The organism is Gordonia westfalica (genome assembly GCF_900105725.1).
GTDB lineage: Bacteria > Actinomycetota > Actinomycetes > Mycobacteriales > Mycobacteriaceae > Gordonia > Gordonia westfalica.
On the sequence record NZ_FNLM01000034.1, the window covers coordinates 1,274,184 to 1,298,785 of the forward strand.

Sequence of the window (24,602 nt, forward strand, 5' to 3'; positions counted from 1 at the left end):
GCTGCTGCTCCCTGAGGGGTCGCTCACACCTCAGGGAGCAGTCGGTCAGGGCAGACGCCAGTCCACCGGGTCGGCGCCCAGGTCTTCGAGTTCTTCGTTGGCGCGGCTGAACGGCCGCGAGCCGAAGAATCCGCGCGAGGCGGACAGCGGTGAGGGATGTGCCGAGACGATGGTCGGGACGTCCGGCAGCCACTCCTGCAGCCCGGCCGCGTCCTTTCCCCACAGGATCGCGACGAGCGGTTCGTCGCGCGCGACGAGCGCCTTGATCGCGCACTCGGTGACCGCTTCCCAGCCCTTCTTGCGGTGAGATGCGGGCTCCCCCGGTGCGACCGTCAGCACCCGGTTCAGCAGCAGCACGCCGTTGTCGGCCCACGGGGTGAGGTCTCCGTTGCTGGGCATCGGATATCCGAGATCCGAGCAGTACTCGGTGTAGATGTTGCCCAGTGAACGTGGCAGCGGGCGCACGTCGGGGGCCACCGAGAAGCTCAGTCCGACTGCATGTCCCGGGGTCGGGTACGGGTCCTGCCCGACGATGAGCACGCGCACGTCGTCGATCGGGCGGGTGAACGCCCGCAGGACGTGTTGTCCGGCGGGCAGATAGCGCCGGCCCTCGGCGATCTCGTTGCGCAGGAACTGCCCCATCTCGGTGATGATCGGTTCCACCGGGGCAAGGGCCTCGGCCCAGCCCGGGTCGATGATCTCGGCGAGCGGTTTGGGTGGTGCGGTCACTCCGGTCTCCCCATCGGTTCCGTCGGTGCGGTCATGTGTGTCAGTCGAGTCGCCGCAGCGATTCGCGGTAGTACTTGGCGTTCTGGAAGTACATCTCGCTGTTGAGTTCCGTGTGCCCCTCGGGGACCTCGTAGTTCTCCCGCAGACGAGCGGGCACGCCGAGTGCCATGCGACGCGACGGCACGTCGAACTTGAACGGGACGACGGCGCCGGCCCCGACGATCGCACCGTTGCCGACCGTCGAACCGTTCAGAACCACCGATCCGGAGGCGATGAGGCAGTCGTCGCCGATGGTCGCACCTTCGATGTGCGCATTGTGTCCGACGATGCAGCGTGCGCCGATCACGGTCGGTTCGAAGACGGTGCAGTGGATGACCGTGCCGTCCTGGATGTTGCTGCGCTCACCGATGGTGATGGTGCCGTAGTCGCCGCGCAGAACGGCGCCGGGCCACACCGAGACACCGTCGCCGAGCGTGACGGCGCCGATCACCACCGCGTCGGGGTGTACGTAGGTGTCGCTGCCCAGAACGGGTTCGCGGTCGTCGAGTGCGTAGATCGCCATACGGAGACTCTAGCCACGGGCAGACGCCGACCCCGTGCCCACCCGCGCCCGTCACACACTCCAGGCCAGCCGGAACCTCTCGGTGAGCGCCTCGGGTGTGTGGTCGGGGAAATGGACGACCTCGTACCGGCGGACCGCCACGAGAGCATCGACCGCGGGATCTCCCAGAATCCCGCGCAGCAGCGGAGACACCTCCATCCGGTCGACGACGTCGCTCTGCTCGGTGGACAGCAGTGTGCGCTCGCCGGCAGGACGTGTCCCGGGGTCGACGCCGACCTCGGGCGGCAGGGTCGCCTTGCGTTCGATCCCGGCGGCCGCCACACCCAGGATGGCGGCGGTGGCGAAGTAGACGTTCGCGGACGGGTCGGTGATCTTCACCTCGACGTTGGCGCCTCGCCCCCGCATTCCCGGGGTATCCGCTTGCGCAGCAACGGCACTCGTGTCGCCTTCGGTATCCGCACGGACCAGCCGGATCGCCGCCTCCCGGTTCTCCACGCCCCAGCAGACATGAGCGCCGGCCCATTGGCCGGGCAGCATGCGCAACCCGGACACCACCGACCCGCACAGCACGCCCTGCAACTCGAGAACGGCGTCGAGGATTCCGGCGACCGCATGCTCGCCGTCGGGCGTCATCCCGGCGACGCCGGTTCCCCCGGACAGCAACGGCCGGTCATCGCGGTGGAACGAGACATGCTGGTGGGCACCGCATCCGGCCTCGTCGACGAAGGGCTTGGGCGAGAAGCTGGCACGCAGACCGTGTTCGCGGGCGAGTCGTCCGATCAGAACTCGCGTGAGCACGAGCTGATCGGCCGCGGTGACGGGATCGGCCGGACCGAGCGACACCTCGAACTGCCAGCGTGCGTGCTCGGGATGCAGTTGCTCGACGACGATCCCCGCGGCCCGGCACGAGGCGAGGACATCCCGGACGAATCCCTCGTACTCGAGGAGCCCGGCCGCACCGTACGGCGTCCACGGGGCGGACGGCAGCGGCGTCCCATCAAGGGCGACGAGCACGAATTCGAGTTCATGGCCCACGGTCGCCCGCAGTCCGACGTCGGCCAGTTCGGCGACGACGCGTCGCAGCGTGCCGCGGGCACACTGCGGGACCGGGTCGCCCGTGAGTGTGAAGAACTCTCCAGGTGCCCAACTCAGGGTCGGGTCCACGTCCACACGGGCGTCGAGATCGATCCGGATGCGCTGGTCTCCCACCACCCCGACCTCGTCGCTGAACGCGATCCCGGTCTGGTCGATCGCGAACGCATGCCAGGACGGGCTGGCCCCGAGACCCACTGACGCGAACGCGGGGACACGGTCGGGGGTGACCGTCTTCGCCAGCGTCAGTCCGGCCGGATTGACGACCGTCGCGAGAAGGATCGACGACGATGAGTCGTCGACGGAATCCGGGCGCGAGACCATGTCCACAGTGTCGTGGAGCGCGGCGTTTCCGGTGGCGGAACCGCCCACATCATCCGCGCGGAGCGGAGAACGACTGCCAGCCGCTCAGGTCGGGCCCGTCGGGGCCGCCGACGCGCCGGCCGTCGACCCACACCTCGGGTGCCGGCGACGAGGTCTCGCGGACCGACCCGATCACGGTCCAACCGTCGGGCACCGACGCGGCGTCGAAGGCGGCGAGCAGGTGATGATCCTCGCCGCCCGCCAGGACCCACTCGTCCACGTCGGCGCCGAGTTGCGTTGCCAGAGGCGCGAGATCGGGTCGTCGCGGCACCGCGTCGACCTCGACGGCCATCGCCACCCGCGCGGCACGCGACATGGTGATCAGCTCCTCGACGAGACCGTCGGAGATGTCGGTCATCGCATGCGCGCCGGCCGCAGCCGCGGCCGGCCCCTGGGTCAGGTCTGGCATCGGAACACGATGCAGAGCAACGACTTCCGACCACTGCGACTCGTCGGCGTCGGGCGTCGACAGCACCGCGAGACCGGCGGCGCTCGCTCCCAGCGGACCACTCACGGCGAGGACGTCGCCGCTCCGGGCGCCGCCCAGCGACACCGGCCGCCGACCTTCGAGCGCGCCCACGGCGGTGACACTGACGACCACCTGCTCCGCCGCCACCAGATCCCCACCGAGCACCCGTGCGCCGAGAGCGTGCGCGGCGCCCACGACACCGTCGTTGAGGTCGAGGATGACGCCGACGGGCGTCGCGGCCGGGCAGGCGATGGACACGACGAGCCCCGTTGTCCGACCGCCCATCGCGGCGACATCGGCCGAACTCTGGACCACCGCCCTCGCCCCGATCTGCTGCGGCGTCGACCAGTCGAACCGGAAGTGCCGTCCCTCGACGACCGTGTCGGTGCTGATGACCGCGGAGCCGCCGATGTCGAGAACGGCTGCGTCGTCGCCGGAGCCGATCACGATGTCGTCGGCGGGGCCTGCCGCGGTCGCTGCCGCGGTGAGAGCGGCGATCATCGCCCGCTCCCCGATGTCGCCCACCGAGTCGGTGCGATCGATGCCGACTTCGTCTGTGTGATGGGTGCCGACTTCGTCGGTGTGATGGATGCCGACTTCGTCTGTGTGATGGATGCCGACTTCGTCTGTGTGATGGATGCCGACTTCGTCTGTGTGATGGATGCCGACTTCGTCTGTGTGATGGATGCCGACTTCGTCGGGGCGATCAGTGCCGACTTCGTCGGGGCTCACTTGTCCGGTCTCACTCTCGTCGGGTCCCCTTTGAGTCGCGCGCGACCGGGGTTGTCGGTGACAATGTGAGCCACAGTGTATTGGGCTCACGGCGAACGGTGTTCGCCGCGCAGCGCCCACTGCCGCCGGATTCGACAGCCCGTGTCGGCGATGGGGCATAAACCGAGAGGATGTCCGTGGTTCAGGCATACATACTGATCCAGACCGAGGTCGGTAGGGCCGCCCTGGCGGCGGCCACGATCGCCGAGATCTCGGGGGTCGCCTCATCCGAAGAGGTCAGCGGACCTTATGACGTGATCGTCCGGGTGGATGCCGCCGATGCCACGCACCTCACCGAGAATGTCGTCCCGCAGATCCAGAAGGTCGACGGGATCACCCGCACTCTGACCTGCCCGGTCGTCAGCCACACCCGCTAGGTTCGACGCCGGTTCGCCGGTCCCGGCGTCGGCCCGGACGCGGGCGACTCCTAGTGTGGTGGCGTGACGTCAGCAGGTTCGGATGACACCCCGCAGGATCCCGTGAACGGGACGGACGACCCGGTGACCGGCGACCCCGGCGACCCCGCCGGCATCGACAACACCGCCACCACCGAGGACGCTGCCGCCGACGAGCGTTACGGCGGCGGCTCGCGGCTGAGTCCTGCGCTCATCGCGACCCTCGTCACCATCCCGGTCATGGTGATCGCGGGTTTCATCGCCTACGCCGCACTGCGTCCCGAGCCGGTGAACCCGGTCGAGTCGTATGCCGCGGACGGCACCCCGTCGGCGGAATGCACGCGACTGCTGGAGGCGGCACCGAAGACCTTCGAGGGGTTCGGTGACAAGGAGATCTCCGGTGACCGCGCCACCTGGCCGGCGGACGCGTCGGGCGACGACATGACGCTGCGCTGCGGCGTGACGCGACCGGCGGAGCTGTCCCCGACGAGCAACCTGCAGGAGATCCACGCGGCCGGGCGGGCGGGTGTGCAGTGGTTCATCACCGACACCGTCGACGGTTCGGGCCAGGCCTACGTGAGCGTCGACCATCGCCCCTACGTCGCGCTGTGGGTTCCGTCCAACGCCGGGAACGGCCCGATCACCGACATCTCCGGCCTGATCGACCAGACACTCGAACGGGGCCCGCTCGACTTCGGCTGACGCAGGAACTCAGTCCCGGTAGATCTCCGGCTTGGGGCTTCGGCCGAGCAGTGAGTTGATGGCGTCGGCGACCGATTGTCCGTCGTGGCACACCTTGTGGACCGCGTCGGTCAGGGGCATCGGCACCTGATGCTTCTCGGCCAGGGCGCGCACCGACGAACACGACTTCACGCCCTCGGCGACCTGACCGTTGGTGGCCGCCTGCGCCTCGGCCATCGTCGCGCCCTCACCCAGGCGGGCTCCGAAGGTCCGGTTCCGCGACAGCGGCGACGAACAGGTCGCGACGAGATCGCCGACGCCCGCGAGGCCGGCGAGGGTCTCGATCTGTGCGCCCACGGCGACGCCGAGCCGGATGGTCTCGGCCAGTCCGCGGGTGATGATCGTGGCGAGGGTGTTCTGACCGAACCCAACGCCGCTGGCCATACCGCAGGCGAGCGCGATCACGTTCTTGGCCGACCCGCCGATCTCACAGCCGACGACGTCGGTGTTGGTGTAGGGCCGGAAGTAGCGGGTGCTGAATGCGCTCTGCAACGTGACCGCACGGGACTCGTCGGAGCAGGCGATGACGGTGGCCGCCGGTTGCCCCTCGGCGACCTCGTGGGCGAGGTTGGGTCCGGTGAGGACGGCGATCCGGTCGTCGGGCACTCCGGTGACCTCGGCGATGACCTCACTCATCCGCAACAGGCTGCCGGTCTCGATGCCCTTGGCGAGCGACACCAGCGACGCGTCGGGGCCGATGTGCGGGGTCCACTCCTTGAGGTTCTCGCGCAGCGATTGCGACGGCACGCCACACACGATGATGTCGGCACCGGTCAGTGCGTCCACCGGAGAACTGGTGGCGACCAGCTCGGCGGGCAACGTGATGTCCGTGAGGTAGTTCGGATTGACGTGTTCGGAGTTGATCGCATCGGCCAGTTCCGGGCGCCGTGCCCAGATGACCGTGTCGGTTCCCGCGTCGACGAGGACCTTCGCCACCGCCGTACCCCAGGAACCCGCACCCATGACCGCCGCGCGCACCGCACTCCTCCTGCCCCGAGTCCGTTTCACCGGACCGAACGACTACCTGCCCACCCTAATGCCACGCAGCGGCCGACCGACCCGGAATGTCACCCGCGGTCCCCCGGTGCACCATGATGGTCAGCATGGACCACAGCGCCGTCGACATGAGCGTCGACCTCAGCGCCGCCACGGGGAGCCCCGCGGCCGGCGGGGCGACGGTCGCGGCGGTGCTGGCCGTGAAGAGTCTGCAACGCGCGAAGTCGAGGCTGGCGGCCACGTTGTCGTCCGCCGCCGGCCACGACGATCCGACGTCGCGCGGGTCACTCGTCCTGGCGATGTTCCTCGACACCGTCGAGGCCCTGCGCGGTGCCGGCGTCACGAGAGTGGTGGTCGTCAGTCCCGACGACGAGGTACTCGACGCGGCCCGGCGAGCAGGCATGCACGGACTGCCCGAGGTGGTCTCCCCGACCACCGCATCGGGACTCAACGTCGCCTTCGGTCACGGTGCGCGGTGGGCCCGTGGGAGGTGGCCGGATTCGACGCGCCTGATGTTCGTGCAGGCCGACCTGCCGGCCGCGACGAGTGCCTCGTTGCGCGAGGTCCTGCGGGAGGCGCCGGCACACCGCCTCAGCTTCCTCACCGACCGCGACGGCACCGGCACGGTGCTGCTGCTCGGCAATCTCACCCCCGATCGGGCCGGTGCCGAGGCGCTCGACGACGCACCGCGGTTCGGCCCGGGTTCGGCGGCTGCGCATCGGGCCACCGGCGCCGTCGAACTCGACCCCGCGCACTCACGATGGATCGATCTGCGCACGGATGTCGACACCGCAACCGATCTCGCCGCCGCCCGCGCGCTCGGCCTCGGCCCCCACACCGCCGACGCTCTGCGTCACATGTGACCGACGCTCTGCGTCAGCTGTGACCGACGGCGATTCGGACATCGCGGGGTGTCGACCCGGTTCACGCCGCCTACCCATCCCAACGGCACCCGGTATGGGTCATGATTGATGGGTGAGCCCTGCCGACGACATCTCATCGACCACCGCCACGGTCACGACCACGCCGATCCCGAATGCCCCGCCGGCCGCGACGCTCGTGCCCGACGAGTCCGCGGACCTGCCCGAAGACCGGTATCTCAACCGTGAATTGAGTTGGCTCGACTTCAACTCGCGGGTGCTGGCACTCGCCGAGGACACCTCGCTACCGCTGCTCGAACGTGCGAAGTTCCTCGCCATCTTTGCCTCCAACCTCGACGAGTTCTTCATGGTGCGGGTCGCCGGCCTCAAACGCCGCGACGAGACGGGATTGTCGGTCAGATCGGCCGACGGGCTGTCCCCGCGGGAACAGCTGATGCGCATCGCGGGTCGCACCCAGAGCATCGCCGACCGTCACGCCCGGGTCTTCCTCGACTCGGTCCGACCGGCATTGGCCGCCAACGACATCTACGTCGTCTCCTGGTCGCAGCTGACCGATGAGCAGCGCGCCCGGATGGTCGACTACTTTCAGGACGAGGTCTTCCCCGTCCTGACCCCGCTCGCCGTCGACCCGGCACACCCGTTCCCGTACATCAGTGGCCTGTCGCTGAACCTCGCGGTGACCGTCAAGGACGTCAACGAGAGCGGCGAGCACTTCGCCCGAGTCAAGGTCCCCGACAATGTGAATCGATTCATCCGGGTCGATCAGCTGGCTCCCTACCGCGGACCCGACGACGACGAGAACCCCAAGCGCGCGGTGTTCCTGCCGATGGAGCATCTCATCGCCGCCAACCTCGGCAACCTGTTCCCGGGCATGGAAGTCGTTGAGCATCACGCCTTCCGGATCACCCGCAACGCCGATTTCGAGGTCGAGGAGGACCGCGACGAGGACCTCCTGCAGGCACTCGAGCGGGAACTCGCCCGACGCCGATTCGGTTCGCCGGTGCGGCTGGAGGTCGCCGACGACATGAGCGAGCACATGCTCGAGCTGCTGCTACGCGAACTCGACGTGAACCCGGCCGACGTCATCCAGGTGCCCGGTCTGCTCGATCTGTCTTCGCTTTTCGAGATCTACGACCTCGACCGGCCCCATCTGAAGGACCGCCCGTTCGTACCGGGAACCCATCCGGCCTTCGGCGAACGCGAGACGCCCAAGAGCGTCTTCTCGACGCTGCGCGAGGGTGATGTCCTCGTTCACCATCCCTACGATTCTTTCTCCACGAGCGTGCAGCGCTTCATCGAGCAGGCGGCGGCCGACCCGCAGGTCCTGGCGATCAAGCAGACCCTGTATCGCACCTCGGGTGACTCCCCGATCGTCAACGCGCTCATCGACGCGGCGGAGGCCGGCAAGCAGGTCGTGGCGCTGGTGGAGATCAAGGCGCGCTTCGACGAACAGGCCAACATCAAGTGGGCCCGCAAACTCGAGCAGGCGGGCGTCCACGTGGTCTACGGACTCGTGGGACTCAAGACGCACTGCAAGACCTGTCTCGTGGTGCGGCGCGAGGGTTCGACGATCAAGCGGTACTGCCACATCGGCACCGGCAACTACAACCCGAAGACCGCGCGACTGTACGAGGACGTGGGCCTGCTGACCGCCGCACCCGACATCGGCGCAGACCTGACCGACCTGTTCAACACTCTGACCGGATACTCACGCAAGAAGGAGTACCGCAACATCCTCGTTGCCCCGCAGGGCATCCGGGCGGGGATCATCGAACGCATCAACCGTGAGATCGAGCTGTTCCGTGCCGGGGACGACCGTGCTCGCGTGCAACTCAAGGCCAACGCGCTCGTCGACGAGCAGGTGATCGACGCGCTGTATAGGGCGTCGCAGAACGGGGTACCGGTCGATGTCGTGGTCCGCGGCATCAGCGCGCTGCGTCCCGGGATGGAAGGTGTCAGCGACAACATCCACGTCCGATCGATCCTGGGCCAGTTCCTCGAGCACTCCCGAATCCTGCATTTCGGTGCCCAGAACGAGTATTGGATAGGCAGCGCCGACATGATGCACCGCAACCTCGACCGTCGTGTCGAGGTGATGGTCAACGTCCGCGACGATCGCCTCGCCGGCGAACTGGGCGAGATCTTCGCCTCTGCGCTCGACCCGCGTACGCGTTGCTGGGTCCTGCAGACCGACGGCAGCTGGGTGGCCTCCCCCGCCGCCGGCGAAGAGGTCCGCGATCACCAGCGACAGATGATGCGCCGCAATCGTCGTCGGCCGGAGATCAATTCGTGACCGCCCCGGTTTCGACGCGACATCCCGACAGCGATCACCGATGACGAAGAAGCGACCGAAGAGCGTGTGGGCCGCCGGAGCCGTGGTCTGGCGGCCGGGCACGTCGGGCTCCACCGGCCCGGAGGATGTCGAGATCGCGGTCGTCCATCGACCGCGCTACGACGACTGGACCATCCCCAAGGGGAAGGGTGAGCCGGGCGAGACGCTCATCGACACCGCGGTCCGTGAGATCGCCGAGGAGACCGGACAACACGTCGTTCTCGGACGGCACCTCGGCGATGTCCACTACGACGTCGAAGCAGGACGTAAGCACGTGCGCTACTGGTCGGCGCGCGGCGACGACGGTGTGTTCGCCGCCGACGACGAGGTCGACGAGCTGCGCTGGCTCACCGTCGAGAAGGCGCGTAAGACGCTGAGCTACGAGCTGGATCGGCAGATCCTGCACGAGTTCACGCGGCTGCCGGCCGATCTGCACACCCTGTTGCTGGTCCGCCACGCCAAGGCGGGACGACGCTCGGCCTACAAGGGCGACGACCGCCTGCGGCCGCTCGACGCACTCGGGCGAACGCAGGCGTCGGCGCTCGTTCCGCTGTTGCTGGCCTTCGGCGCGCAACGGATCCACTCCGCCGATCGCGTGCGCTGCGAGCAGACCCTCGAGCCGCTCCGGGCCCATCTCGATGTCGAGTGCCACAGCGAACCGGACCTCTCCGAGGAGGTCTATCGCGCGGATCCGACCGCGGCACAACGCCGAATCCGGGAACTCGCGTCCGAAATGCCCGACACCCTGGCGGTGTGCAGCCAGGGCAAAGTGATTCCACCACTGATGGAGTGGTGGGCCGAGCAGGACGGCGTCACCCTGCCGAAGGCCTCGAACCGCAAGGGCAGTGTGTGGGTGTGCTCGCTCCTCGACGGTCGGCTCGTGGCGGCCGATCACATCGCGAGCCCACTGCCGTCCGGCTGAGAGGCCCCGAACACAGATCAACCCCTGGTGGGGAAGTCACCAGGGGTTGATCTGAAGAGCTGTGCCCTACCGGGCCGGTTCAGCGACGCGTCGCCTTCTTGGCCGGAGCCTTCTTGGCCGCAGTCTTCTTGGCCGGAGCCTTCTTTGCGGTGGTCTTCTTGGCCGGAGCGGCCTTCTTGGCCGCGGTGGTCTTCTTGGCCGCTGTGGTCTTCTTGGCCGGAGTGGCCTTCTTGGCCGCGGTGGTCTTCTTGGCCGCGGTGGTCTTCTTGGCCGCCGTGGTCTTGGCCGGAGCCTTCTTCGCCGCGGTCTTCTTCGCCGGGGTTGCCTTCTTGGCCGCGGTCTTCTTGGCCGGAGCAGCCTTCTTGGCCGCCGTGGTGGTGGTGCCGCTGCCGCGCTTCACAGCCGGACCGGTGGCGGCGAGCTTCTGCTTGCCCGCCACGACGGCCTTGAACTGTGCGCCCGGACGGAACGCGGGAACCGAAGTCGCACGGACCTTCACGGTCTCGCCCGTGCGCGGGTTACGGGCGACGCGCGGTGCGCGCTTCCGCTTCTCGAAAACACCGAAGCCGGTGATCGTCACGCTCTCGCCCTTGTTGACCGCGCGAACGATCGTGTCGACGACGAGCTCGACGGCTTCAGTCGCAGTCTTGCGATCCGCGTCGAGCTTCTTGGTCAGCTCATCAATGAGCTCCGCCTTGTTCATGAGTACCTCCGCAAGCTGATCTGACCGGTTTTCGGCCAGCTACCAACACACGGTAAACGTCGAATTTGAAAACGTCCATCTTCCACGCCAATTAAGACGCCGTGTTGCGAAATCGCATAGCAGCTCACAGGGTCTCCGCGTCGGCGGGACCAGGCCGTCGCGCGGCCTCCGAAGGGGTTCGCGGTCAGTCCGCGAGGGTCTTCGGTTTGAACGACGGACGGGTGGACTCGTACGCGGAAATCGCTTTTACCTGGCGCAACGTCAGGCCGATGTCGTCGAGGCCCTCCATCAGACGCCACCGCGTGTAGTCATCAATTGCCAACGGCACCACGAGGTCTCCTGCCGAGACCGTCTTATCGACAAGGCTCACCGTGATTTCCAGCCCAGGATTCTCCTCGAGCCGCTTCCACAGCAACTCGACGTCGGACTGTTCGACCTGTGCGGCGACGAGACCGGCCTTGCCGGCGTTCCCGCGGAAGATGTCGGCGAAGCGAGACGAGATCACCACGCGGAAGCCGAAATCGGACAGTGCCCACACCGCGTGCTCGCGTGAGGAACCGGTACCGAAGTCCGGACCGGCGACCAGCACGGAGCCGTGGCTCCACGGCTCGTTGTTGAGGATGAAGCCCGGGTCGGTGCGCCACCCGGCGAACAGGCCGTCCTCAAAGCCCGTGCGGGTCACGCGCTTCAGGTAGACGGCCGGGATGATCTGGTCGGTGTCGACGTTGCTGTGGCGCAGCGGGACGCCAATGCCCGTGTGTTCGGTGAACGGCTGCATTTTTCAAAGCCCCTGTTCGGAAGTTGTCTGGAATGTGGTCTGGGGGTTACTCAACCGAGATCGGCGGGAGCGGACAGCGTCCCACGGATCGCGGTGGCGGCCGCGACGGCCGGCGACACCAGGTGGGTCCGTCCGCCTTTGCCCTGCCGCCCTTCGAAATTGCGGTTCGACGTCGAGGCGCACCGCTCGCCGGGCGCGAGCTGATCCGGGTTCATGCCCAGACACATCGAGCATCCGGCCTGACGCCACTCGGCGCCGGCGTTCAGGAAGATCTCCCCGAGGCCCTCTTCCTCGGCCTGCGCACGCACCCGCATGGAACCGGGCACGACGAGCATCCGCATGCCGTCGGCGATCTTGCGTCCCTTGAGGATGTCGGCGACGGCGCGCAGGTCCTCGATGCGACCGTTGGTGCACGATCCGACGAACACCGTGTCGACCTTGATGTCACGCAACGGCGTACCCGGCTGGAGATCCATGTACTCGAGAGCCTTCGTCGCGGCACTCGACGCGACCTCGTCGCCGAAATCGGCGGGGTCCGGAACGGTCGATCCCAGCGGCGCACCCTGACCCGGATTGGTCCCCCAGGTCACGAACGGCGTCAACTCACTGGCGTTGATGTGGACCTCGGCGTCGAAGACGGCGTCGTCGTCGGTGCGCAGGCTGTCCCAATAGGCAACAGCCGCATCCCATTCAGCACCCTGTGGGGCGTGCGGGCGACCCTTCAGGAATTCGTAGGTGATCTCGTCCGGCGCGATCATCCCGGCGCGGGCGCCGGCCTCGATCGACATGTTGCACACGGTCATCCGTGCTTCCATCGACAGTTTGCGGATAGCCTCGCCGCGGTACTCGAGGACATATCCCTGTCCACCGCCGGTGCCGATCTTCGCGATGATCGCGAGGATCAGGTCCTTGGCGGTGACGCCGGGGGGCAGCTCGCCGTCGACGTTGATCGCCATCGTCCGGAACGGACGCAGGGAGAGGGTCTGCGTCGCGAGGACGTGCTCCACCTCGCTGGTGCCGATTCCCATCGCGATCGCACCGAAGGCACCGTGGGTGGCGGTGTGACTGTCGCCGCACACCACGGTCATACCCGGCTGGGTCAGACCCAGCTGCGGACCGACCACGTGGACGATGCCCTGCTCGGCGTCACCCATCGGGTGCAGCCGGACACCGAACTCCTCGCAGTTCTTGCGGAGGGTGTCGACCTGGGTGCGCGACACCGGATCGGCGATCGGCTTGTCGATGTCGATGGTCGGGACGTTGTGGTCCTCGGTCGCGATCGTCAGGTCGGGGCGTCGTACGGGGCGCCCGGCCAGCCGGAGGCCCTCGAAGGCCTGCGGACTGGTGACCTCGTGCACGAGATGGAGGTCAATGTAGATGAGGTCGGGATTGCTGTTTCCGGACGCATCCACGTCGCCGGGCACGACAACATGGTCGCGCCAGACCTTCTCGGCGAGAGTAAGCGGCTGGGCTGGGCTGTTGCTCATGGCTCCACTCAAATTCTTCTAGGGTTCGGCGGACGGTGCACGCTCAGCTCGAGAGCGGAACGTGCATCTCACTATTTGGACAGCTAGTATCGTCCTATGGGAAAGGATAGCGCATCCACGGTCAGCAGTGGAATCGGCGTACTCGACAAATCCGTGGCTGTGCTGCACGCCATCGCCGAGGCCCCGTGCAACCTGTCGGAGTTGTGCGAGCGGACCGGGCTCCCGCGCGCCACCGCGCACCGGTTGGCGGTCGGACTCGAGACGCATCGCTTCCTCGCGCGTGACGTCACCGGCCGCTGGCAACCGGGTCCGGTACTCGGCGAACTGGCCGCCTCCGCCCACGATCCCGTCACCGAGTCCGCACTGATGGTCCTCCCCCGACTCCGCGACATCACCGGCGAATCCGTTCAGGTCTATCGCCGAGAGGGTGCCGAACGCGTGTGCGTGGCCGCGATGGAACCGCCCACCGGCCTCCGCGACACCGTGCCCGTCGGAACGCGCTTCCCGATGAGCGCAGGCTCCGCGGCGAAGGTTCTGCTCGCCTGGGCGGACCCGACGACGCAACGTGCACTCCTCCACGACAGCGTGTTCAGCGAACGCGCCCTGCACGAGATCCGACGCCGCGGCTGGGCCCAGAGCGCCGGCGAGCGCGCCGCGGGCGTCGCCAGTGTCTCCGCCCCCGTGCGCGACGGCAACGGCGAGGTCGTGGCCGCGATCTCGGTCTCCGGACCCATCGACCGCATGGGACGGCGTCCGGGCGCACGATGGGCCGCCGATCTCCTCGCCGCAGCCGACGCGATCCACAAGCGGCTGCAGACCTCCCGCGCCTGACTCCTCGCGGACGGCGATCCCGCCATGACCGTTTCGCGTGACGGGCCTGTCGGATAGCTTCGTCACATGGGAGTCAACCAACGCAACCAGATCGTCATGTCCGACGCCGAGATCGAGGAATTCGTCGCGCGCAGCCGCACGGCCACCCTCGCCACCACGGGCCCCGACGGCGGCATCCACCTCGTCGCCATGTGGTACGGCGTCATCGACGGCGAGATCTGGTTCGAGACCAAGGCGAAGTCGCAGAAGGCGGTCAACCTCCGCCGCAACAACCGGTGCACCGTGATGATCGAGGACGGCGACACCTACGACACATTGCGCGGCGTGAGCTTCGAGGGGACCGCTGAGATCCTCGACGACCCGGACTCGTGCCTGAAGATCGGGATCAGCGTCTGGGAGCGCTACACGGCTCCCTACACCGAGGAATCACGCCCCTTCGTCGAACAGATGATGCACAAGCGGGTGGCCGTACGACTGGTGCCGTCACGCACGCGTTCGTGGGATCACCGCAAGCTCGGCATCCCGGAGATGCCGCCGTCCGGAAGCACCGCACAGTTCCTGTAACCGGACCACGAACCCGAGAACTCGCCCGTGTTGTGATCATCACATCGCAATGCGGGCGAGTTCTTCTGTCGCACATAGAAAAACACCCTCCCCCTGCTGAACAGAGGAAGGGTGTATCTGTAGCCCCGACGGGATTCGAACCCGCGCTACCGCCTTGAGAGGGCGGCGTCCTAGGCCGCTAGACGACGGGGCCCTTGGAACTTCCGGCGAACCAGACCCTACATGAGCCCGGTTCCACTCACCTTGCAGTGAAAAACTCCCCCCGCCTGCCTGAGCAGGAAGAGGGAGCTTCTGTAGCCCCGACGGGATTCGAACCCGCGCTACCGCCTTGAGAGGGCGGCGTCCTAGGCCGCTAGACGACGGGGCCAAGGAACTTCCAGCGATCGAGTCTGACCAGACTCGATCTTCTTCAGTCCGCTGGGGTACCAGGACTCGAACCTAGAATGGCGGTACCAGAAACCGCTGTGTTGCCAATTACACCATACCCCACTGGCTTGCTTTTCCCTGGGGAAAAGCGCCGAGAAAGACAATATCAAAGGGTTACCGGAAGTCCACAAACGTGCAGCTCAGAGGCCTATTTCGCGGCGATCTCACGAGCTGCGGCCAGTCGGGCGAGGGTCTTGTCGCGGCCCAGGATCTCCATCGATTCGAAGAGCGGCGGACTCACCTGCGAACCGCTGACGGCGACGCGCACAGGACCGAACGCCTTACGCGGCTTGAGCTCCATACCGTCCACCAGAGCCGCGTTGAGGGCATCCTGCAGCTCCTGGGTGGTCCACGACGCCAACGGCTCGATGGCGGCGATCGTGGCGTCCAGAACGGCCACCGCATCGGCACCGAGGTTCTTGCTCGCGGCCTTCTCGTCGATCGCGAACTCATCGTCGGAGACGTAGACGAACTTGATGAGGTCCCACGCGTCACCGAGAACCTGGATGCGCGTCTGCACGAGTTCGGCAAGTGCGGCGAAACCCGCATCGTCGACCGGCTCGGACAGGTGCCCGTGACCGATCAGGAATTCCTTGAGCCGCGCCGTGAAATCGCCGAGCTCGAGCCGGCGGATGTGCTCGGCGTTGATCGCGTCTGCCTTCTTCTGATCGAAGCGGGCTGGATTCGAATTCACCTGTCGCACATCGAAAGCCGCGATCATCTCGTCGAGCGAGAAGACGTCGACGTCCTTGGAGTAACCCCACCCGAGAAGGGCCAGGTAGTTGAGCAGACCCTCCGGGATGAAGCCGCGATCGCGGTGATGGAAGAGGTTCGACTGGGGATCGCGCTTCGACAGCTTCTTGTTGCCCTCCCCCATCACGAACGGGAGATGGGCGAACTGCGGGACGAAGTCGGCGACACCGATCCGGATGAGCGCCTGGTACAGCGCGAGCTGACGCGGCGTCGACGAGAGGAGATCCTCACCGCGGAGGACGTGAGTGATCTTCATCATCGCGTCGTCGACGGGATTGACCAGTGTGTACAGCGGGTCACCCGAGGCACGTGTCAGCGCGAAGTCCGGAACGGTGCCGGCCTTGATCGTCGTCGTACCGCGCACCAGGTCGTCCCAGGAGAGATCGGTGTTCGGCATACGCAGGCGCACAACCGGTTTGCGACCCTCGGCGATGTATGCCGCACGCTGCTCGTCGGTGAGGTCGCGATCGAAGTTGTCGTAGCCGAGCTTCGGGTCGCGCCCGGCCGCCTTGTGCCGGGCCTCGACCTCTTCCGGAGTGGAGAACGCCTCGTAGGCCTCGCCGGCCGCGAGGAGACGCGCGACAACGTCGGCGTGGATGTCACGGCGCTCCGACTGGCGGTAGGGACCGTAGGGTCCGCCGACCTCGGGCCCCTCGTCCCAGTCCATCCCGAGCCAACGCAGGGCGTCGAGAATGGCCTGGTAGGACTCTTCGCTGTCGCGCGAGGAGTCGGTGTCCTCGATGCGGAAGACGAAAGTACCGCCGTCGTGGCGCGCCTGGGCGAAGTTGAACAGTGCGGTCCGTACGAGTCCCACGTGGGGTGTACCGGTCGGGGACGGGCAGAAACGGACGCGTACGGCTTCACTACTGGTCATGGGCTCAGCGTATCGAAACCGCCTCAGGCCCTGACCGGCGCGTTCAGTCCCGGAAACGCCCGCAGAAGTCGACGAGGATCCGGTTCACCTCGGCCGGTTGTTCGAGATAGCCGAAATGTCCGGCACGTTCGACCTGGAGGTACTCCGCACCCGGGATCGCCTCGGCCACTTCACGCGCGAGCTTGGGCGGCAGGGTGCGGTCGTCGGCGAACCCGACGACAAGCGTCGGACGGGTGATGTTGCGGTACGCCGAGAGCCGGTCCGCCTCCTTGTGGTGGAGCTCGAGCTGAGCGCGCACACCCGGGGTGATCGTCTGCGGCGAGAAGCCGATGATGTCGAGCCAGTCACGTGCGGAACGATCGTCGTCGAGCGTGTGCGGCGACAGATTCAGATGCGCCGTGATCGCGGCCTCGTACTCCGGCGGCAGCTTGATCTTGTTGTCGTAGAGCGCGCGCTCACCGGCCGAGATCGCTTCCTGCAGTGGCGTGTTGCGGCCGTATGTGGCGATCAGGACGGCGGCCTTGACGACGTCGGGCCGCGCCAGGGCGAGTTCCTGGGTGATCCGCGCGCCCAACGAGGTTCCCACGACGATCGCCGGACCGCGTCCGAGATGTTCGATCAGCGCGGCGGTGTCGGCGACCATGTCGTCGAGGCCGAAACCCTCGGCACATTCCGACGATGGCGCGATACCGCGATTGTCGAAGGTGACGACGGTGAAGCCGGCCTTCACCAGCGCCGGTTCCTGATTGGCCTTCCACACACGGCCGGGACTGCCGGTGCCCATGACCATCACGACCAGCGGGCCGCTCCCGGCCACGCTGTAGGAGATGTCGATGCCGTTGACGCGTGCCGTGTTGGGAGCTGTCATGCCTTGTCCACCACCGGGTTGGAGAGTGTGCCGATTCCGTTGACGGTCACCGAGACCCGCTGTCCGGCAACCATGGGTCCCACTCCCTCGGGCGTGCCGGTGAGGATGACGTCGCCGGGCAGCAGGGTCATGATCCGCGTGATCCACTCGACGATCTCACCGATGTCGTGCAGCATCAACGACGTTCGCGTGCGTTGTTTGACCTCGCCGTCGAGCTCGGTGACGAGCTCGACGTCGGAGGGATCGAAGGCGGTCTCGATCCAGGGGCCGAGCGGGCAAAAGGTGTCGTAGCTCTTGCCACGCGTCCACTGACCGTCGACCTTCTGTTGATCACGGGCGGTGACGTCGTTGGCGATCGTGTAGCCGAGGATGACGTCCTTGGCCTGCGCGGCCTTGACGTCCTTGCACGGCCGGCCGATGACGACGGCGAGCTCACCTTCGTAGTCCACGCGTTCCGACGACGGCGGCCGCACGATCGGGACCTCGGGTCCGATGATCGAGGTGTTGGGTTTGATGAAGATCACCGGGTCCTGCGGCGCCTCACCACCCATCTCGGCCGCGTGGGCGGCGTAGTTCTTGCCGATGCAGATCACCTTGCTGGCCAGGATCGGGGCCAGTACCCGGACGTCGGCCAGCGGCCAGGAACGTCCGGTGAACGTCGGGGTGCCGAACGGATGCTCGGCGATCTCCTTGGCGACGGCGTCGTCGCCCTCACCCTCGACGGACACGAAAGCCACCCCGTCGGGACTCGCAATTCGACCTAAGCGCATGTCCAGACCTTATCGCACCCACCAATCCCATCCGTTGGGAGCCGAATTGGCGGACCTTGCCGCCCGTTTTAGAATGTGAACACTTCGTTTCACATTATGAGAACCAGCGTTGAGAGTGAGGTGAGTTCGGATGGATGGCAACGACATCATTTCCAGCACCAGGAGGTGGGTCATCCTCGGATGCTCACTGCTCGCCGCGCTGACGACGACGTGCGTCGTCAGCGGCGTCGCCTATCTGATCCCGTCGCTGCACACCGACGCCGGGCTCACGCTGACCGAGGCGTCGGCCCTGGCGGCGGTCCCCACGATCGGACTCACCTCGGCGACCATCCTCTGGGGAATCCTGTTGGACCGCTACGGCGAACGCCGGATCCTGATCATCTCCCTGTCGATCTCGCTGGCGGGCGCCACCGGTGCGGCAGTCGCCGCGGCCGCGGATGCGTCGTATGTCGTTGTCGGTGCGGCTCTCCTGGTCGGCGGAATCGGTTCCGGCGCCGCCAACGGCGCGAGCGGCCGGATCGTGGTGGGCTGGTTCCCCGCTCGCCAGCGCGGCACCGCGATGGGCGTCCGGCAGATGGCGCAACCCCTGGGCATCGGCGCGTGTGCGCTGACCATGCCGGTCGTCGCCGCGACCCAGGGACCGGCCGCGGCACTGGCGATCCCGGCAGTGATCACCGCAGCCGGACTGGTGGCGGTGATCGTCGGGATCACCGACCCCCCACGACACAGCGCACGCGCCCCGCGCGCGGACACGGTGACCGCCGCACGAAACCCCTACCGGGGCAGTTCATTCCTCGGGCGCGTCCACGCGGTCAGCATGCTGCTGGTCATCCCCCAATCGATGATGTGGACCTTCGTGCCCACCTGGCTGATCGTGGCGCACGAGTGGTCCCCCGCGGCCGCCGGGATCCTGATCACGGTGACACAGGTGATCGGGGCGCTCGGGCGAATAGCCGCGGGCAGATGGTCGGATGCCTGGCTGTCGCGGATGCGCCCGATCCGCGTCATCGCGGTGGCCGGCGTCGCATCGATGTTCGCTCTGGCACTCGCGGATTGGTTCGACAGCCCCGTCGCACCGGCGCTGATGGCGGTGGCGAGCATCATCTCGGTGGCCGACAACGGCCTGGCGTTCACCGCGATTGCCGAGTACGCCGGCCCCGACTGGAGCGGACGCGGACTGGCGGTGCAGAACACCGGTCAGTATCTGGTGACGGCCGCGACGACGCCCATGCTCGGCGCATTGATCGCCGCCGTCGGTTTCCCGGCCGCGTTCGCCGTCACCGCTCTCGCCCCGCTGGTGGCCGCTCCCCTGGTCCCCCGCGACCCGCAGCGGCTCGTCGAAGAACCCGTGAAGATCTGAGCCACAAACAAAACCACCGCAAATGGCCAAACCCACCACCCGATCGGGTGGTGGGTTTGGCCAACGCTGGTGGGTTTGCGAACTCAGCTGAGCCGTTCGCGGATGCGCTTGCCGACCTCGCTGGTGGCGACCGGTCCGCTGCGCTCGGCGAGGTCGTCGGCGACGGCTTTCTCGATCCGTGCCGCGGCATCGTTCTCGCCGAGGTGCTGCAGCAGCAGCGCCGTCGACAGGATCGCCGCGGTCGGGTCGGCCTTGCCCTGGCCCGCGATGTCGGGTGCCGAACCGTGAACCGGTTCGAACATCGACGGATTCGCGCCGGTGGCATCGATGTTGCCCGACGCCGCGAGTCCGATGCCTCCGCTGACGGCAGCCGCGATGTCGGTGATGATGTCGCCGAACAGGTTGTCGGTGACGATCACGTCGAAGCGGCCCGGATCGGTGACCAGGTAGATGGTCGCCGCGTCCACGTGGCAGTAATCGGTGGTGACGTCGGGGAACTCGGCGCCGATCTCGTCGACCGCACGACTCCACAACGATCCGGCGAAGCCCAGCACGTTGGTCTTGTGGACCAGCGTGAGCTTCTTACGACGCTGCTGTGCACGCCCGAAAGCGTTGCGCACCACGCGTTCCACGCCGAAGCGGGTGTTCACGCTGACCTCGGTGGCCACCTCGTGCGGGGTGCCGACGCGGATCGAGCCGCCGTTGCCGGTGTAGGGACCCTCGGTACCCTCGCGGACCACGACGAAGTCGATCTCGGGGTCGCCGGCCAGCGGCGAGGACACACCCGGGAACCGGCGCGACGGGCGCAGGTTGACGTGGTGGTCCAGCGCGAAGCGCATGGTGAGCAGCAGGCCGCGTTCGAGGATGCCGGGCGGCACCGACGGATCGCCGATGGCGCCCAACAGGATTGCATCGTGGCGGCGCAGCGACTCGAGGTCGTCCTCGGTGAGGAGCTCACCGTTGCGGTGGTAGCGGCGAGCGCCGAGATCGAACTCGGTGGTGCTCACCGACGGGACGACGGTCTCGAGGACGCCGAGCGCCTCCCCGATGACCTCGGGACCGATGCCGTCGCCGGCGATGACCGCGAGCTTCACGACAGGTCCACCTGCTCGATCAGGGTGGCGCCCACGGCCGAACCGATGGCCTCGACGACGTCGTCGGCGAGCGCGCTGCTGACGCGCAACATCATGGTCGCGCCGCTTCCCTCGGCGTCCTGCGACAGACCGGCGGCGAGGATGTCGACCCCGGCGTCGCCGAGCAGGGTGCCGATCTTGCCGAGCGAGCCCGGACGATCCGCGTAGCTGACGATCAAGTTGTGGCCCTCGGCGCGGAGGTCGAAGTTGCGTCCGTTGATGTTGACGATCTTCTCGACGAGACGCGGCTCGGTGAGCGTGCCGGAGACGTTGTGGACCGAACCGTCGGCGAAGACGGCCTTCACGTCGACGACGCTGCGATGGTTGGGGCTCTCCGGCGCGGTGGTCACCTCGCTGGTGACGCCACGGCTCTCGGCGACCGCCGGGGCGTTGACGAAGGTGACCGGCTCGTCGAGGACGGCCGAGAACAGACCGCGCAATGCCGAGAGTCCGAGGACCTCGACGTTCTTGGCGGCCAGTTCACCGCGGACGTCGACGACCAGCGAGGTCGGCGGCTCCTTGCTGACGGCGCCGACGAGGACACCGGCCTTGCGGGCGACCTCGAGCCACGGTGCGACCTCTTCGTCGACCGCGCCGCCGGTGATGTTGACGGCGTCGGGCACGAAGTGGCCGGCCAGGGCGAGACGCACGCTCTTGGCGACGTCGGTGCCGGCACGGTCCTGGGCCTCGCTGGTGGAGGCACCGAGGTGCGGGGTCACGACGACCTGCGGGAGCTCGAACAGCGGCGAGTCGGTGCAGGGCTCGGTCGCGAAGACGTCGAGGCCCGCGGCACGGACCTGACCGGACTTGATGGCGTCGGCCAGTGCCTGCTCGTCGATCAGGCCACCGCGGGCGGCGTTGACGATGACGACGCCCTTCTTGGTGCGGGCGAGCTGCTCGGCGCCGATGAGACCGAGAGTCTCGGGGGTCTTGGGCAGGTGCACGGTGATGAAGTCGGCGCGCTCGAGGAGCTCGTCGAGGCTGACCAGCTCGATGCCGAGCTGCGCGGCGCGGGCCGGCGAGACGTAGGGGTCGTACGCGATGATGTGGGTCTCGAAGGCGGCCAGACGAGCGGCGACCAGCTGACCGATGCGGCCGAGGCCGACGACGCCGACGGTCTTGTCGAAGATCTCGACACCGTTGAACGCCGAACGCTTCCAGGTCTTCTCACGCAGGGTGGCGTCGGCGGCCGGGATCTGGCGCGCTGCCGACATCAGGAGCGCGACGGCGTGCTCGGCAGCAGTGTGGATGTTGGAGGTCGGTGCGTTGACGACCATGACGCCGCGGGCGGTGGCCGCGGGCACGTCGACGTTGTCGAGACCGACACCGGCGCGCGCGATGATCTTCAGCTTCTTGCCGGCGTCGAGGACCTCGGCGTCGACAGTCGTCGCGGAACGCACGAGGATCGCGTCGGCGTCGACGACGGCCTCGAGCAGCTTGGGACGGTCCGGGCCGTCGACCCACCGCACCTCGACACCGTCACCGAGTGCTTCCACGGTGGACGGCGCCAGTTTGTCGGCGATGAGTACAACCGGGCGGCCAGCAGAGCTCACAGTCTTATCTCCAGGATCGGGGCAGGTGCGATTACTCACCTTTGGCAGGACGGAGCGTCGTGGACTCTCCGTGTCACAGCTTAAAGGTCTGGTAGATGGCCCCGAACAGGCGGTCTACCCCAAAAGAGGAGGCGTGTCCTCGCGGGTGGGTAGAGTGTGACCGGCATTACGACGCGCTGCCGTGCGCATCACGGAAGGGTTGCAAAGCGACCCCGGGTCGATCCCACGCAGGAGCGAATGCCGGAGAGTCCCGGTACGGTGTGCTTTGACCGCCTGCCGCGACGAGTTCCGGCAGGCGTTTCGGCGCATTGCGAAATGAGAAGTGGAGAGCGGATGACGAAGAAGCTGACGGCACTGTTGGCGGTCTTGGCTGCGGCGGTGCTGGCCGGCTGGGGAGCAGGCGTCGCGGTCGCGGCCCCGGCGAAGATCTACCTCGGGGGCGGCTCAGGAATTCTGGTCCTCAAGGGTGGGAACTCCGCCGCTGCGTGCACCCTGACGACGATCGGCCGCTCGAAGACCGGCAAGCTCATCGGCATCACCGCGGGCCACTGCGGTACCCCGGGCCAGAAGGTGTACTCCGAGACCTTCCAGGACCGCGGGCAGGCCGGCACCATCACCTACTCGGCCTCCGACCTCGACATGGCGATCATCGAGATGGACGCCTCACGTGTCGTGCCGCTGCGCACCGTCCGTGGCGTGACGATCCGCTCGGTCGATCCCCGGCCCATCGGGTTCCCCACCATCGCCTGCAAGGAAGGCCGCACCACCGGCAACACCTGTGGCATCGCCTGGTTCTCCGAGGGTGACGTCCACCTGAGCCAGCTGTGTGTGATCGAGGGCGACTCCGGCAGCCCGGTCGTCGTCGGCGACCGCCTCGTCGGAATGGTGAACGCGTACTACTTCCTGGGCTGCTTCGGCCCGGAGACCGGGACGAACATCAAGCCGATCCTCAATCGGATCGCCTCGCTCCCCGCGTACAAGGGATTCCAGATCGCCTGACGCTCCGCACCGACTTCCCTGACGACGCCCCGGGTTCACACCCGGGGCGTCGTGCTTTCCGGGGTCGCGCGCAAACCCACCCTTTTTCGGCATTTCCACCCCCTTGTAACGGGGTGGGTTTGCCGAAAAAGGGTGGGTTTGCGAGCGCGCAGACGACGGCGGGCCCGCACCTCCGAAGAGATGCGGGCCCGCGGTTCAGAGCGGAGAGACTCAGGCGGTCTCGGTGATCGGGCGATCAACCCAGCTCATCAGGTCGCGCAGCTTCTTGCCGGTGACCTCGATCGGGTGCTCGGCGTTCTGCTTGCGCAGGCCCTCGAGCTCCTTGTTGCCGCCCTCGACGTTGGCGACGAGGCGCTTGACGAAGGTGCCGTCCTGGATGTCCTTAAGGATGGCGCGCATGCGCTCCTTGGTGTCGGCGTCGATGACGCGCGGGCCCGAGATGTAGCCACCGAACTCGGCGGTGTCGGAGACCGAGTAGTTCATGCGGGCGATGCCACCCTCGTACATGAGGTCCACGATGAGCTTGAGCTCGTGCAGGACCTCGAAGTAGGCCATCTCCGGTGCGTAACCGGCCTCGACCATGACCTCGAAGCCGGCCTTGACCAGTTCCTCGGTGCCGCCGCAGAGCACGGCCTGCTCACCGAAGAGGTCGGTCTCGGTCTCTTCCTTGAAGGTGGTCTTGATGATTCCGGCGCGGCCACCACCGATGGCGCTGGCGTAGCTGAGGGCGAGAGCCTGGCCCTCACCCTTCGGGTCCTGGGCGACCGCGATGAGCGCGGGGACGCCCTTGCCGTCGACGAACTGACGGCGCACCAGGTGGCCGGGGCCCTTCGGGGCGACCATGGCGACGGTGACGTTGGCCGGAGCCTTGATCAGGCCGAAGTGGATGTTCAGGCCATGGCCGAAGAACAGCGCGTCGCCGTCATTGAGGTTCGGCTCGATGTCCTCGGTGAAGATCTGTGCCTGTGAGGTGTCGGGTGCGAGGACCATGATGACGTCGGCCCAGGCAGCAGCCTCGGCGGCGGTCAGCACCTTGAGGCCCTGCTCCTCGGCCTTGGCCTTGGACTTGGAACCCTCACGCAGACCGATGACGACGTCGACGCCCGAGTCACGCAGCGACAGCGAATGCGCATGGCCCTGGCTGCCGTAGCCGATCACCGCGACCTTGCGACCCTGGATGATCGACAGATCCGCGTCGTCGTCGTAGAACAGTTCGATGGCCACTTTGTTTCCCTTCGATTTGTGGCGCC

At 67.3% G+C, this 24,602-nt stretch carries 24 protein-coding genes and 3 tRNA genes; 10 read left to right on the plus strand and 17 right to left on the minus strand.

What is annotated here, in order from left to right:
• Positions 1-45: 45 nt before the first annotated feature.
• Genes BLU62_RS11215 through thiL form a run of 4 tightly spaced genes read right to left on the minus strand, consistent with a single transcriptional unit; the run spans position 46 to position 3,716 of the window.
• Entirely contained in the window at positions 46-729 is a 684-nt protein-coding gene (locus tag BLU62_RS11215) for a uracil-DNA glycosylase (RefSeq protein WP_074849622.1), read from the minus strand.
• Positions 730-769: 40 nt separating this feature from the next.
• Positions 770-1,291, minus strand: a complete 522-nt coding sequence (locus BLU62_RS11220; RefSeq protein ID WP_074849624.1) for a gamma carbonic anhydrase family protein — start codon at positions 1,289-1,291, stop codon at positions 770-772.
• 51 nt (positions 1,292-1,342) lie between these two features.
• Entirely contained in the window at positions 1,343-2,707 is a 1,365-nt protein-coding gene (locus BLU62_RS11225; protein WP_074852837.1) for a type I glutamate--ammonia ligase, read from the minus strand.
• A gap of 49 nt (positions 2,708-2,756) precedes the next feature.
• Positions 2,757-3,716 carry a thiamine-phosphate kinase gene (thiL, locus tag BLU62_RS11230; RefSeq protein WP_342028621.1) on the minus strand — a complete coding sequence of 320 codons (960 nt, stop codon included), beginning with the start codon at positions 3,714-3,716 and terminating at the stop codon, positions 2,757-2,759.
• 60 nt (positions 3,717-3,776) lie between these two features.
• On the opposite strand from thiL, the gene BLU62_RS33035 reads away from it, so the two are divergent.
• The 3 genes from BLU62_RS33035 to BLU62_RS11240 all read left to right on the plus strand — a co-directional run bounded on the left by BLU62_RS33035 (position 3,777) and on the right by BLU62_RS11240 (position 5,083).
• The gene (locus tag BLU62_RS33035; protein WP_167544015.1) at positions 3,777-4,016 is read left to right on the plus strand and encodes a hypothetical protein; all 240 of its coding nucleotides are present in this window, start codon (positions 3,777-3,779) and stop codon (positions 4,014-4,016) included.
• Positions 4,017-4,117: 101 nt separating this feature from the next.
• Positions 4,118-4,363 carry an Lrp/AsnC ligand binding domain-containing protein gene (locus tag BLU62_RS11235; RefSeq protein WP_074849626.1) on the plus strand — a complete coding sequence of 82 codons (246 nt, stop codon included), beginning with the start codon at positions 4,118-4,120 and terminating at the stop codon, positions 4,361-4,363.
• A 63-nt stretch (positions 4,364-4,426) separates the two neighbouring features.
• Positions 4,427-5,083, plus strand: coding sequence for a DUF3515 domain-containing protein (locus BLU62_RS11240; protein ID WP_074849628.1), 657 nt, complete (start codon positions 4,427-4,429; stop codon positions 5,081-5,083).
• 9 nt (positions 5,084-5,092) lie between these two features.
• Here BLU62_RS11240 and BLU62_RS11245 read toward each other — a convergent pair whose 3' ends face one another.
• Positions 5,093-6,100, minus strand: coding sequence for an NAD(P)H-dependent glycerol-3-phosphate dehydrogenase (locus BLU62_RS11245; protein ID WP_074849630.1), 1,008 nt, complete (start codon positions 6,098-6,100; stop codon positions 5,093-5,095).
• A 125-nt stretch (positions 6,101-6,225) separates the two neighbouring features.
• Here BLU62_RS11245 and cofC point away from each other — a divergent pair, with 125 nt between their 5' ends.
• From cofC to BLU62_RS11260, 3 genes are all read left to right on the plus strand, one after another.
• A complete protein-coding gene (gene cofC / locus BLU62_RS11250; RefSeq protein WP_074852839.1) occupies positions 6,226-6,981 on the plus strand; it encodes a 2-phospho-L-lactate guanylyltransferase in 756 nt (251 codons plus the stop codon).
• 112 nt (positions 6,982-7,093) lie between these two features.
• Complete coding sequence (locus BLU62_RS11255) at positions 7,094-9,292, plus strand: RNA degradosome polyphosphate kinase (RefSeq protein WP_074849631.1); 2,199 nt, start codon at positions 7,094-7,096, stop codon at positions 9,290-9,292.
• Between the two features lie 40 nt (positions 9,293-9,332).
• A complete protein-coding gene (locus BLU62_RS11260; RefSeq protein ID WP_074849633.1) occupies positions 9,333-10,253 on the plus strand; it encodes an NUDIX hydrolase in 921 nt (306 codons plus the stop codon).
• 79 nt (positions 10,254-10,332) lie between these two features.
• On the opposite strand, the gene BLU62_RS11265 is transcribed toward BLU62_RS11260, so the two are convergent.
• The 3 genes from BLU62_RS11265 to leuC form a co-directional block, all read right to left on the minus strand.
• Positions 10,333-10,956 (minus strand): HU family DNA-binding protein, encoded by a 624-nt coding sequence (locus BLU62_RS11265; RefSeq protein WP_074849635.1) that lies wholly within the window; start codon positions 10,954-10,956, stop codon positions 10,333-10,335.
• Between the two features lie 184 nt (positions 10,957-11,140).
• A complete protein-coding gene (leuD, locus tag BLU62_RS11270) occupies positions 11,141-11,734 on the minus strand; it encodes a 3-isopropylmalate dehydratase small subunit (RefSeq protein WP_074849637.1) in 594 nt (197 codons plus the stop codon).
• 50 nt (positions 11,735-11,784) lie between these two features.
• Positions 11,785-13,221: a 3-isopropylmalate dehydratase large subunit gene (gene leuC / locus BLU62_RS11275; RefSeq protein ID WP_074849639.1), complete on the minus strand. Its 1,437-nt coding sequence runs from the start codon at positions 13,219-13,221 to the stop codon at positions 11,785-11,787.
• Between the two features lie 96 nt (positions 13,222-13,317).
• Between leuC and BLU62_RS11280 the strand changes: the two genes are divergently transcribed.
• Positions 13,318-14,052: an IclR family transcriptional regulator gene (locus tag BLU62_RS11280; protein ID WP_074849641.1), complete on the plus strand. Its 735-nt coding sequence runs from the start codon at positions 13,318-13,320 to the stop codon at positions 14,050-14,052.
• A gap of 66 nt (positions 14,053-14,118) precedes the next feature.
• On the plus strand, positions 14,119-14,616 hold the full coding sequence (locus BLU62_RS11285; RefSeq protein WP_074849643.1) for a PPOX class F420-dependent oxidoreductase: 498 nt from the start codon (positions 14,119-14,121) through the stop codon (positions 14,614-14,616).
• Between the two features lie 120 nt (positions 14,617-14,736).
• Here BLU62_RS11285 and BLU62_RS11290 read toward each other — a convergent pair.
• The 6 genes from BLU62_RS11290 to BLU62_RS11315 all read right to left on the minus strand — a co-directional run bounded on the left by BLU62_RS11290 (position 14,737) and on the right by BLU62_RS11315 (position 18,307).
• A tRNA-Glu gene (locus BLU62_RS11290) sits at positions 14,737-14,809 on the minus strand.
• A 101-nt stretch (positions 14,810-14,910) separates the two neighbouring features.
• A tRNA-Glu gene (locus BLU62_RS11295) sits at positions 14,911-14,983 on the minus strand.
• A 50-nt stretch (positions 14,984-15,033) separates the two neighbouring features.
• A tRNA-Gln gene (locus tag BLU62_RS11300) sits at positions 15,034-15,105 on the minus strand.
• An 85-nt stretch (positions 15,106-15,190) separates the two neighbouring features.
• Positions 15,191-16,669 carry a glutamate--tRNA ligase gene (gltX, locus tag BLU62_RS11305; protein ID WP_074849644.1) on the minus strand — a complete coding sequence of 493 codons (1,479 nt, stop codon included), beginning with the start codon at positions 16,667-16,669 and terminating at the stop codon, positions 15,191-15,193.
• A 43-nt stretch (positions 16,670-16,712) separates the two neighbouring features.
• Positions 16,713-17,537, minus strand: a complete 825-nt coding sequence (locus BLU62_RS11310; protein WP_074849646.1) for an alpha/beta fold hydrolase — start codon at positions 17,535-17,537, stop codon at positions 16,713-16,715.
• Entirely contained in the window at positions 17,534-18,307 is a 774-nt protein-coding gene (locus BLU62_RS11315) for a fumarylacetoacetate hydrolase family protein (RefSeq protein WP_074849648.1), read from the minus strand. The genes BLU62_RS11310 and BLU62_RS11315 overlap by 4 nt, the downstream gene beginning before the upstream one ends.
• Before the next feature lie 130 nt (positions 18,308-18,437).
• Between BLU62_RS11315 and BLU62_RS11320 the strand changes: the two genes are divergently transcribed.
• Entirely contained in the window at positions 18,438-19,667 is a 1,230-nt protein-coding gene (locus tag BLU62_RS11320; RefSeq protein WP_074849650.1) for an MFS transporter, read from the plus strand.
• Positions 19,668-19,750: 83 nt separating this feature from the next.
• Here the strand turns inward: BLU62_RS11320 and BLU62_RS11325 are convergent, their stop codons facing one another.
• The gene (locus tag BLU62_RS11325) at positions 19,751-20,761 is read right to left on the minus strand and encodes a 3-isopropylmalate dehydrogenase (RefSeq protein ID WP_074849652.1); all 1,011 of its coding nucleotides are present in this window, start codon (positions 20,759-20,761) and stop codon (positions 19,751-19,753) included.
• The gene (serA, locus tag BLU62_RS11330; RefSeq protein ID WP_074849654.1) at positions 20,758-22,353 is read right to left on the minus strand and encodes a phosphoglycerate dehydrogenase; all 1,596 of its coding nucleotides are present in this window, start codon (positions 22,351-22,353) and stop codon (positions 20,758-20,760) included. Before serA ends, BLU62_RS11325 begins: the two co-directional genes overlap by 4 nt.
• A gap of 333 nt (positions 22,354-22,686) precedes the next feature.
• Between serA and BLU62_RS11335 the strand changes: the two genes are divergently transcribed.
• Positions 22,687-23,352, plus strand: coding sequence for a chymotrypsin family serine protease (locus BLU62_RS11335; protein ID WP_074849655.1), 666 nt, complete (start codon positions 22,687-22,689; stop codon positions 23,350-23,352).
• A 210-nt stretch (positions 23,353-23,562) separates the two neighbouring features.
• Here the strand turns inward: BLU62_RS11335 and ilvC are convergent, their stop codons facing one another.
• Entirely contained in the window at positions 23,563-24,576 is a 1,014-nt protein-coding gene (gene ilvC, locus BLU62_RS11340; protein WP_074849657.1) for a ketol-acid reductoisomerase, read from the minus strand.
• Between the last annotated feature and the right edge of the window lie 26 nt (positions 24,577-24,602).